This is a genomic window from Gordonia sp. (in: high G+C Gram-positive bacteria) (genome assembly GCF_049299075.1).
Classification (GTDB): Bacteria; Actinomycetota; Actinomycetes; order Mycobacteriales; family Mycobacteriaceae; genus Gordonia.
This window is the reverse complement of record NZ_JBAQWU010000227.1, coordinates 1-5,148: the sequence shown is the minus strand read 5'-3', so window position 1 is coordinate 5,148 and position 5,148 is coordinate 1. Positions and strand designations below refer to the sequence as shown.

7 protein-coding genes are annotated in these 5,148 nt (G+C 66.4%); 1 reads left to right on the top strand and 6 read right to left on the bottom strand.

Going from position 1 to position 5,148, the window contains the following annotated elements:
- From WAW85_RS07105 to WAW85_RS07080, 6 genes are all read right to left on the bottom strand, one after another.
- Window positions 1-696, bottom strand: a 696-nt coding sequence (locus WAW85_RS07105) for an amidohydrolase family protein (protein ID WP_422558925.1), incomplete at its 3' end; no start/stop codon positions are given.
- Window positions 693-1,688 (bottom strand): aspartate carbamoyltransferase catalytic subunit, encoded by a 996-nt coding sequence (locus WAW85_RS07100; RefSeq protein ID WP_422558924.1) that lies wholly within the window; start codon window positions 1,686-1,688, stop codon window positions 693-695. The genes WAW85_RS07105 and WAW85_RS07100, both read right to left, overlap by 4 nt.
- On the bottom strand, window positions 1,685-2,290 hold the full coding sequence (gene pyrR / locus WAW85_RS07095; protein ID WP_422558923.1) for a bifunctional pyr operon transcriptional regulator/uracil phosphoribosyltransferase PyrR: 606 nt from the start codon (window positions 2,288-2,290) through the stop codon (window positions 1,685-1,687). Before pyrR ends, WAW85_RS07100 begins: the two co-directional genes overlap by 4 nt.
- A 73-nt stretch (window positions 2,291-2,363) precedes the next feature.
- Complete coding sequence (gene nusB, locus WAW85_RS07090; protein ID WP_422558922.1) at window positions 2,364-2,849, bottom strand: transcription antitermination factor NusB; 486 nt, start codon at window positions 2,847-2,849, stop codon at window positions 2,364-2,366.
- The gene (gene efp / locus WAW85_RS07085; protein WP_422558921.1) at window positions 2,818-3,381 is read right to left on the bottom strand and encodes an elongation factor P; all 564 of its coding nucleotides are present in this window, start codon (window positions 3,379-3,381) and stop codon (window positions 2,818-2,820) included. The genes nusB and efp overlap by 32 nt, the downstream gene beginning before the upstream one ends.
- Window positions 3,382-3,426: 45 nt before the next feature.
- A complete protein-coding gene (locus WAW85_RS07080) occupies window positions 3,427-4,545 on the bottom strand; it encodes a M24 family metallopeptidase (protein WP_422558920.1) in 1,119 nt (372 codons plus the stop codon).
- A gap of 42 nt (window positions 4,546-4,587) precedes the next feature.
- Between WAW85_RS07080 and WAW85_RS07075 the strand changes: the two genes are divergently transcribed.
- Window positions 4,588-5,115: a B-4DMT family transporter gene (locus WAW85_RS07075; protein WP_422558919.1), complete on the top strand. Its 528-nt coding sequence runs from the start codon at window positions 4,588-4,590 to the stop codon at window positions 5,113-5,115.
- Window positions 5,116-5,148: the final 33 nt, after the last annotated feature.

The window sequence follows — 5,148 nt, the reverse complement described above, 5'->3', positions numbered from 1 at the left end:
GTGCACCCGCGCCCCGGCGTCCCGGGCGAGCAGTGCATCGCGGGCGACGATCGACTCCTCGGCGGCGCGCGGCCAGCCAGCCAGACCGAGCCGGGCGGCGGTCGGACCATCGTGCGCCACGGCACCGACGGTCAGCCGCGGATCCTCGCTGTGCTGGGAAATCAGTACGCCCAGCCCGGAGCTGTATTCCAGCGCGCGCTTCATGATCACCGGATCGTGGACGCATTTTCCGTCGTCACTGAACAGCTTCACCTTGGCCAGGCCATCGGCCATCATGCCCATCTCCGCCAGTTGACGGCCCTCCAGTCCAACTGTCACCGCACCCACGGGATGGACGTCGACCAGGCCGACCTCCTGGCCGATCCGCCAGACCAGGTCGGTGACGGCCGCGTTGTCGGCGACCGGAGTGGTATTGGCCATCGCGAAAATAGCGGTGAAACCGCCCTTGGCGGCCGCGGCGCTACCGGTGGCGATGGTCTCGGTATCCTCCCGGCCCGGCTCGCGGACGTGAGTGTGCAGGTCCACCAGGCCGGGCAGCAGCACACCCCCGCGTCCGTCGATCGTCGCGGCCCCGTCCGGTGCAGCCAAACCGGTGCCGATCGCCGTGATCACACCGTCGGTGACCGCGACGTCCACGGGTTCGCCCTCACCGTAGGGCCGAACGTTAGTGAGCAGAACTGAACCCGCGACACTCACTGGGACTCTCCTGACTGGTGGTGGGCCGGCACGCCGGCGTCCGATGAGTTGCTGGCGAGCAACCGGAACAGGACCGCCATGCGGACGTGTACTCCGGCGCGGACCTGGTCGAGGACCACCGACTGCGGCGCATCGGCGACGTCGAAGCCGATTTCCATCCCGCGCAGCATGGGTCCGGGGTGCAGCACCGCGGCATGGGCGGGCAGCAGAGCCATCCGATTGTCGTTGAGCCCGTAACGTGCCGCGTACTCGCGGGTGCTCGGGAAGAAGCCGCCGTTCATCCGTTCGGCCTGTACGCGCAGCATCATCACGGCGTCGGCGCCGGGCAATTCCGCGTCGAGTTCGGTGCTTACCCGGACCGGCCAGGTATCAACCCCGGTGGGCAGCAGTGTCGGCGGAGCGACGAGCACCACATCGGCGCCGAGGGTGGACAGCAGTTGGGCATTGGAGCGGGCCACCCGCGAATGCAGGACGTCGCCGACGATCGCAATCTTGCGACCGTCGAGCGAACCGAACTTGCTGCGCAGCGAGTACGCGTCCAGCAGTGCCTGCGTCGGATGCTCGTGGGTGCCGTCTCCGGCGTTGATCACCGACGGACCGGTCGAGGCGAGGCCGAGGACATCGGTGCCGTCGTTGGTCCACCGCGCGATCTGCGCCGCCGACCCGGAGGCCGGGTGCCGCACGATCAAGGCGTCGGCCCCCAGAGCGCGCAAGGTTTTGGCGGTATCGCGCAGCGACTCCCCCTTATTGACCGACGAACTGGACGCGCTGACGTTGATCACATCGGCGCTCATCCACTTGCCCGCGACCTCGAAGGAGACGCGCGTGCGCGTGGAGTTCTCGTAGAAAACAGTCATCACGGTGCGGCCGCGCAGCGTCGGGAGCTTGCGCACTTCGCGACCGGCCAACGCCTGCTCGAACCGGGCGGCTTCGTCGAGCAGTTCGACGGCATCCTCGCGGGTGAGGTCGGCGGTGGATAGCAGATGCTTCATCGTGCCTGCGTTCCAGAGGCGACGACGACGCAATCTTCGCCGTCGTGCTCGACGAGGCGGACGTCGACGCCCTCATCGCGCGCCGTCGGGATGTTCTTACCCACGTAATCGGCGCGCAGCGGCAGTTCGCGGTGGCCGCGGTCGACCAGCACAGCCAGTTGCACGGCCGCGGGGCGGCCCAGATCGCGGAGCGCGTCGAGTGCAGCGCGCACCGTGCGGCCGGAGAACAGGACGTCGTCGACCAAGATCACCAGGGCACCGTCGACGCCGGCCGCTGGCACCATGGTGCGCTCCAGGGGGCGGTGCGGTTTGTCCCGGAGGTCGTCTCGGTAGAGCGTGATATCGAGGTAGCCGGTGGGCACCTCGACGCCGCTGAACTCTTCGATCTTTGCCGCCAGGCGCTGCGCCAGGATGGTGCCACGGGTGGGAATCCCGATCAGGACCACGGGCGCTGGGCGTTCGAGCGCGTCCAATGCGGTCTTTTCAATCACCTGATGCGCCATGCGTGCAATGGTCCGACCGACGTCAGACGCATTCATCAAGGTCCGGCTGCGCCACGCAGGATTTCTCGCGGCCGCTCCGGCTGAATCTGGTGCTGTCACACCGACCTCCTTCTCCGCCTCACTGAACGGATCGTTAAAGGAATTGTCGTCCCGGGAATTCTACCCGAAACTTTTACTCCGCCGAACCCGCCGCCCGCACTTGGGGGGCCAGCACCGCAATGCGGTCCAGAACGCCGTTGACGAAGGCCGGCGAATCATCGGTGGACAATTCCGCAGCCAATTTGACGGCTTCGGTGATGACGACCTTGACGTCGATATCCGGGGCGTAGAGCAACTCCCAGGTGGCTAGCCGCAGGATAGCGCGGTCGACGGCCGGAAGCCGTTCGAGCTTCCAGTTCTCCAGCCGCGACGCCACAATGGCGTCAATCTGTCCCGCATCGGCGACGACGCCCGCCACGGCCTCGACGCCGTAGCCGGTCATCTCGCCGACCGCGTCGTGCTCAGCGAAAGCCTCACGGCGTTCGGCGATCAGATCGGTCGCCGGCACTCCTTTGGCCTCGGCTTCGAACAGAAGGTCCACTGCACGGCGGCGCTGACGGTGACGTCCGCGCGGCTCGGAGTGTCGGTCAGCTGTTGACACGGCCGAGGTAGTTTCCATCGCGCGAATCAATCTTCAGCTTGTCTCCGGAGTTGATGAACAGGGGTACCTGAACCTCGGCGCCGGTCTCCAGCGTGGCTGGCTTGGTGCCGCCGGTGGAGCGGTCACCCTGCAGGCCCGGATCGGTCTGGGTCACCACGAGCTCGACGGTCACCGGCAGCTCGACAAACAGCGGCGCATCCTCGTGGGTGGCGACCTGCACCCGCATGTTCTCCAACAGGAAGCGGCTCGAATCGCCCAGCGTCTCCGGCGCAATCGAGATCTGGTCGAAGGTGTCGCCGTCCATGAAGATGTAGTCGGTGCCGTCGTTGTACAGGTACGTCATATCGCGACGGTCGACAGTCGCCGTCTCCACCTTGACACCGGCGTTGAAGGTCTTGTCGACGCCCTTGCCGGACAGCACGTTCTTGATCTTGGTGCGCACAAAGGCCGGTCCCTTACCCGGCTTCACGTGCTGGAACTCCATGATCTGCCAGAGTTGGTTGTCGATCTTGAGTACGAGGCCGTTCTTGAAATCAGCGGTAGTCGCCATGCGTGGATCTCCTAATGATCAGAATGAAGGTGTGCGATCCACTGGTCAGAGGACCTGCAGCGCCCGGGGGGACGTCGTCAGCGATCGTGCGCCGGAATCGGTGACTACGAGGGTGTCTTCGATCCGAACTCCGCCGCGCCCCGGAAGGTAGATCCCGGGCTCGACAGTGACGGTCGCGCCGTCACGTAGTGTACCGGTCGCCGCCGCCCCGATTCCCGGCGCTTCGTGGATCGCCAACCCGACGCCGTGTCCGAGACCATGGACGTACTGTTCGCCGTACCCCGCTGCGGTGATCACGTCGCGTGCGGCGGCATCGACATCAGCCAGTGCCGCACCGGGCAGCAGGGCCATCCGTCCAGCGTGCTGGGCGTCGGCAACGATCTGGTAGATGGCCCGCTGCCAGTCGCTGGCCTGGTCGAGCACAAAAGTGCGGGTCATATCGGAGTGGTATCCGCCCACGACCGCGCCGAAATCGATCTTGACGAAGTCGCCGCTCGCCAACACCGCATCGGTGGGCCGGTGGTGCGGGATCGCCGAGTTGGCGCCCGCAGCGACAATGGTCTCGAAGGCGATCGCGTCGGCACCGCAGCCGTACATGATCCATTCCAGATCGCGCGCCACCTCACGTTCGGTGCGACCGGCGACGATTCCGTCGCGTTCGATCAGGGTAGCGAGCGCTTTGTCGCCCAGGCGGCAGGCGGCCTCGATCTGGGCGATCTCGCCGTCGTCCTTGACCTCGCGCAGTTTCTCGACAGTGCCGCGCAGCGGGACCAGCTCCAGGCCAGCGCGGTCCAAGAGCACCGACAGTCCGGCGAACTGTGCGACAGTGACCGCATCGGCTTCGAAGCCCACCCGGAGCGGCAGCTCCCCCTGGTGGTCGGCCAGGAGCGCGACGAGCGCGGTGACGGTGTCGCGCTCGATCAACACGTCCAGCCCGGGGGCCTGGGCGGCCACCTGTGCGCGGTAGCGGCCGTCGGTAGCGATCAGATCCGGGCCGTCGGTACGCACCAGTGCGCTGCCGTTGCTGCCGGTGAACCCGGTCAGATAGCGCAGGTTGACCAGGTCACTGATGACGAGCACGTCGGCCCCGAGGGCGCCGATCGCGGCGGCCAGCCGGGCGCGGCGGCCAGCAAAATCAGGGGTTGTTTCATAGTTCACGGGCATGCCGACATTGTTGTCCATCTCTCACCCTTGTATGTTGTCCACATGAAACCTTGGCAGATCCGCGGCCTTGTCATGGCTGCGGTCAACATTGCGGCGCGCATCCTTCTCGGTTTTGCGATCATCGCCTGGCCGGTCCAATCGCCGGTGTTCCGGTGGCTCGCGATCGCCGTCGTGGTGATCATCGCCGTCATCTGGGGTGGCTACGACGGTATCCGCGACGCCCGCGCCAATCCGGATCCGGACGACTACCAGGATCTGACCATGGTGTGGCTCAAAGCCGGTCTGGTCGCCGGTGCCATCTCCTGTCTGGTCTGCTGGCTCCTGGGCACGTTCTGGCTCAATGGCCTGGGCCCGGCCAGCTTCTGGATCGAGATGACCGCAGGTGTCTCGTTCATCACTCTGATCACCTATGCGCCCGCCTTCTTCGGTGTCAGCATCGGCCGCGGACTGGTACGCCGTGAGCAGCGGAAGGGCCAGGACGATGACTGGTCGCGCAAGACACCGCAGGCGCAGCCGGCCGACGACACCGTCGAGCTGGCGGTCGCCGAAACCGCCGAGACGCGCGCCTGACCGCACTCGCTACTGACCACCGCTCCTGACCAC

Bases quoted from the DNA above. Each gene is read 5' to 3' on its own strand.
- WAW85_RS07100 (WP_422558924.1), bottom strand. From the start codon at position 1,688: ATGAAGCATCTGCTATCCACCGCCGACCTCACCCGCGAGGATGCCGTC.
- nusB (WP_422558922.1), bottom strand. From the start codon at position 2,849: ATGGAAACTACCTCGGCCGTGTCAACAGCTGACCGACACTCCGAGCCG.
- efp (WP_422558921.1), bottom strand. From the start codon at position 3,381: ATGGCGACTACCGCTGATTTCAAGAACGGCCTCGTACTCAAGATCGAC.
- WAW85_RS07080 (WP_422558920.1), bottom strand. From the start codon at position 4,545: ATGCCCGTGAACTATGAAACAACCCCTGATTTTGCTGGCCGCCGCGCC.
- WAW85_RS07075 (WP_422558919.1), top strand. From the start codon at position 4,588: ATGAAACCTTGGCAGATCCGCGGCCTTGTCATGGCTGCGGTCAACATT.